Raw genomic sequence first — 4096 nt, 5'->3', positions numbered from 1 at the left:
AATGTAAATGGATTTATTTTAATTTTAAAGATGAAATTAAAAATTACCCCTAATTTCAGGCTTTATCTGTTTATTGGTGCCATCGCGCTGCTGTTGACGCTGGCCGTCCAGCCCTTCATACCACAATGGTTCCAATTATTCAATGTAAAAATAGAAACGGACAGACGAAGCTTTCCCAATCCCTGCATTCAATATCACGATTTCGACCACGACGGCTACAGCGAACTGGCCGTTCTAAAATACCAACAAAACATCAATGAAGCCGCGCTCAAAATCTATGCTTACAATGGCGGCTTAATCGATCAGTGGACTTTTGAAGAACGCTGGCTGCCCAACTCCATGATCTTTGGCGATTACAATCATGATGGCAGCGACGAAGTTTACGTCTTTACAAAAACCGCCGATTCCCTGTTTTTGTACGCTGTCGATTATCAGCAGCCGTCTGGCTTTCTTCTCTACCGGAAATACATTGCCCGCTCTCCCCAAAAAAATAAAAAATGGGATATCCGACCCATTTCCGGCGTATTTTTAGATTCTGATGGAGACCGTTATGACGAGCTGATTTTTAATGTGATGGCCGGCGCAGCCATTCATCCCAGAGGGCTTTATTGCTACAGCATCCGTAAACAACAATTGCTGCGCCGCTCATTACCGGGCAGCGCTTTTTTGGCCAATCCTGAAAAAGTAAACGTTAATCACAACGCCTATGTCTTAATGAAAGGCAGCTTCGCCTTTGGAAATGCCGATTCCGTTGCCAATTTTTTTGACCATTCCTCCTATTTAATAGCCTTTGATCGCCGCTTAAATTTTGTTTTTCCACCGGTAGAATTCCCATTTTTAAAATCCGAAATCATTGCTTTGCCTTTTGGTTTGCAAAATGAGCGGATCATCACCCTACTCATAAACAGGAGCAAAGCTCGACCATTTGCTCGTTTAATGCTCTTCAATTGGCAGGGACAGGAGCTCAAACGCCTTGATTTGAAAGGAATGGATTGGACGCTCATTCAATCTGATAAAAATCAAATGAAAACCATATTGATCGACACCAAACATCAATTCATTTACCATGTTTCGCCCTCTCTTGAGCTCAAAAATCCTTATCACTATGCGGTTTATTTTAGAAACATTTTGCTATCAGATTTAAACCTGGATAAAAACCTTAACTTTGAATTATTGACGCATCATGAAAATATGCTGCAATTATTTAGCAGCGATTTTCGAAAGTTTGTGCAAATCCCGGTGCCCAATTTATTTAATGGATTTTACAATCTCTCGATCAAAAAAAACGGCGAGGACCCCGATCAACTTTATTTGCAGTGTAGTGGACAAAAATATTTTCTTAGCTATCAGTTAAATCCCCTTTATTCATTTCGCTATATTCGGCATGTCTTTTTGTTTTTGTTGGCCTTTTTAATTGTGCAGCAGGGCGTTCAAGTTTATAATAATTTTTCAGCCTACCGAACAACCTTACACTCCATCTTAAGCAATCCAGATCGCGGAGTGATGCTGTTAACTCCTAACGGAAAAATCAAATTCATGAACCATGCCATTATCGATCAATTTAAATTGGGAATTACCGAATACAAAGATCGCTCCGTGCTGGAACTATTTGCCGAATATCCGTCATTCTTAAAAATTGTGCAGAACTTACTGCACAATTTACAGAATATTAAGCAAGAAATCTTAATCAATGAAAATAATGTCCATTTAAAAGCCCTACTCTACGCCAAACCGATTAAAGTCCTATTCGGTTACACGCATGGTTTTTATTTTGAAATTAATGATTATTCCAGACCAATCGAAGACGATCGCTTAAAGGTATGGAGTAAAACCGTACAAAAAATGGCGCACGACATTAAAGCTCCCTTATCTTCAATAACCCTGAACATGACCACTCTTAATTTGAAATTAGCTGATATGGCCCCGGAAACATATACGATTATTGAACCTGAACTTAAATTAATGCTGCAGGAAATCAATCGCGTAAAAAACAAAACCATCAATTTTTTAAAGTTCACCAATCTGGAAAGACCAAAACCCGGCTGGATAGGCGTGGAGGATTTAATCCGCCAAACCATTGCCGTGTTCAAAAGTTATTCTGAACAATCGGTTCATTTTTATCTTGACTTCTCTTCAGATGTTGATCGCATTTTTGTAGATGAACAGCAGATCCAGATGGCTCTGCAAGCCATTATCGAAAATGCCATCGATGCCATTCGAGGCGAAGGGGCGATTGCAATTACCGTTAATAAAATTGATGCCGTGCATGATCAATTTAATGCCTATGTAGAAATCGATATCGCCGATACTGGCCCCGGCATTCCTCAGGAAATCAGGGACAAAATTTATGAACCCTACTTTACCACCAAAAAAGAAGGGACCGGCATGGGCCTGGCCATTGCCAAAAAAATCATTCAAGAACATCATGGCGAAATTTCTATTTATTCAACAGAAAATTTTTCGACGATAGTTAAAATAATGTTGCCAATTAGCAACCATGATGCTTTCCGGCAACAAAACGATTCGAATAACAGGAGCTAAATCCCAATAAACGCCTATTCAAAAATGGTATATTCTTTGCACAGTTTTTTTATCTAACAAAAAATAAAGTCAGGGTTTTTTGATGTATCGAATCTTAATTGTTGACGATGATGAATATTTTTTACAATCATTAAAAAATTTATTAGTGTACAAAAAATATGAAGTAGAAACCTGCGCAAATCCCGTTAGGGCGCTGGATTACTTAAAAAAAGCAACCTACCATCTGGTCTTTTTAGATGTAAAAATGCCAGGCATGGATGGGCTTGAACTCATCGAGAAGATCCGCGATTTCGATAAAGATATCTCTGTAATTATGGTCTCGGGACAGAGTACAATTTCTATTGCTGTCGAAGCGATCAAAAAAGGGGCATTCGATTTTGTAGAAAAACCTGTGGACCCGGAAAAATTACAAATCACCTTAAAAAATGCCCTGGAAAGGCAGATTCTGTTCGAAGAAAAATCTCGTCTGATGACCGAACTAAAAAACAGATACAAGATCATTGGGCGTAGTAAAGCAATAGATAACATCATTAACACCATAGAACAGGTAGCCGCCTTAAACACCAAAGTTTTAATCACGGGTGAAACCGGCACCGGAAAAGAATTAGTGGCCAGGGCCATTCACCTGACCAGTAATCGTTCTTCCGGCCCCTTCATAAAACTAAATTGCGCAGCCATCCCCACACACTTATTAGAGAGCGAATTGTTTGGACACAAAAAAGGCGCCTTTACCGGCGCCATCCATGAACAATCGGGCAAATTTCAGGCGGCCAATGGCGGTACGCTTTTTTTAGATGAAATTGGCGATATGGATATGGCTCTTCAGGCCAAGCTATTACATGTAATACAGGACAAAGAATTTATGATGTTGGGCTCGAACAAATATGTGAAAGTGGACATTCGTATTATTGCGGCGACGAATAAGAACCTTTACCGCTTAATAGAAGATGGCAAATTTAGAGAAGACCTTTATCACAGATTAAATGTGGTTCATATTAATGTCCCTCCGTTAAGGGAACGCTTAGAAGATATTGAACCGTTAGCCCGACATTTTTTGCGTGAATTTGCCGATACTTATAATAAAAAAATAACTGATTTTACCCCTCAGGCGCTGGACGAATTGAAACGCTATTCCTGGCCGGGCAACGTGCGCGAATTAAAAAATGTAGTCGAAAAAACCGTTGTCTTTGCCCGTAATTCTACAATTGGGCTGGGAGAACTGCAGCAGCAAATGAACGACCTCCCATACGGAAAAGATGATTCATTTGCCGGTTCTCTTAAAGAGGAACTGGAAAAGTGCGAACGGAAAATCATTTTGAAAGTTTTAGATCAAACCAATGGCAAAATCAACGAAGCGGCAAAAATACTGGGCATTAACCGCACATCGTTATTTAAGAAAAAAAAGCGATTAGGTATCTGATTATTTCTGCCCGGCGGATAACGATCAAGCTTCTGGCGAGGCTTTCTTCTTTTGTAAAATTTTCTCGCCCCAGGAAGCAATAACCGTTTGAATCTCTTCCAGATCGATGGGTTTGCTGACATAGTCGTCCATGCC

Annotated in this window: 2 protein-coding genes; both read left to right on the top strand. The window is 39.8% G+C overall.

What is annotated here, in order from left to right; all coding sequences use genetic code 11:
* A partial coding sequence (locus ACWB0I_RS17420) for an ATP-binding protein (protein WP_479389365.1) occupies positions 1-2541 on the top strand: 2541 nt, incomplete at its 5' end.
* A gap of 82 nt (positions 2542-2623) precedes the next feature.
* Positions 2624-3961, top strand: a complete 1338-nt coding sequence (locus ACWB0I_RS17415; protein WP_479389364.1) for a sigma-54-dependent transcriptional regulator — start codon at positions 2624-2626, stop codon at positions 3959-3961.
* Positions 3962-4096 lie beyond the last annotated feature (135 nt).

Source organism: Caldithrix sp., assembly GCF_056497305.1.
The sequence above is the reverse complement of the archived record's forward strand: the minus strand, read 5'-3'. Positions and strand labels throughout refer to the sequence as shown.

What these genes read in the sequence shown, in the direction of transcription:
- ACWB0I_RS17415 (WP_479389364.1), top strand. Translation starts at nt 2,624, where the DNA reads ATGTATCGAATCTTAATTGTTGACGATGATGAATATTTTTTACAATCA.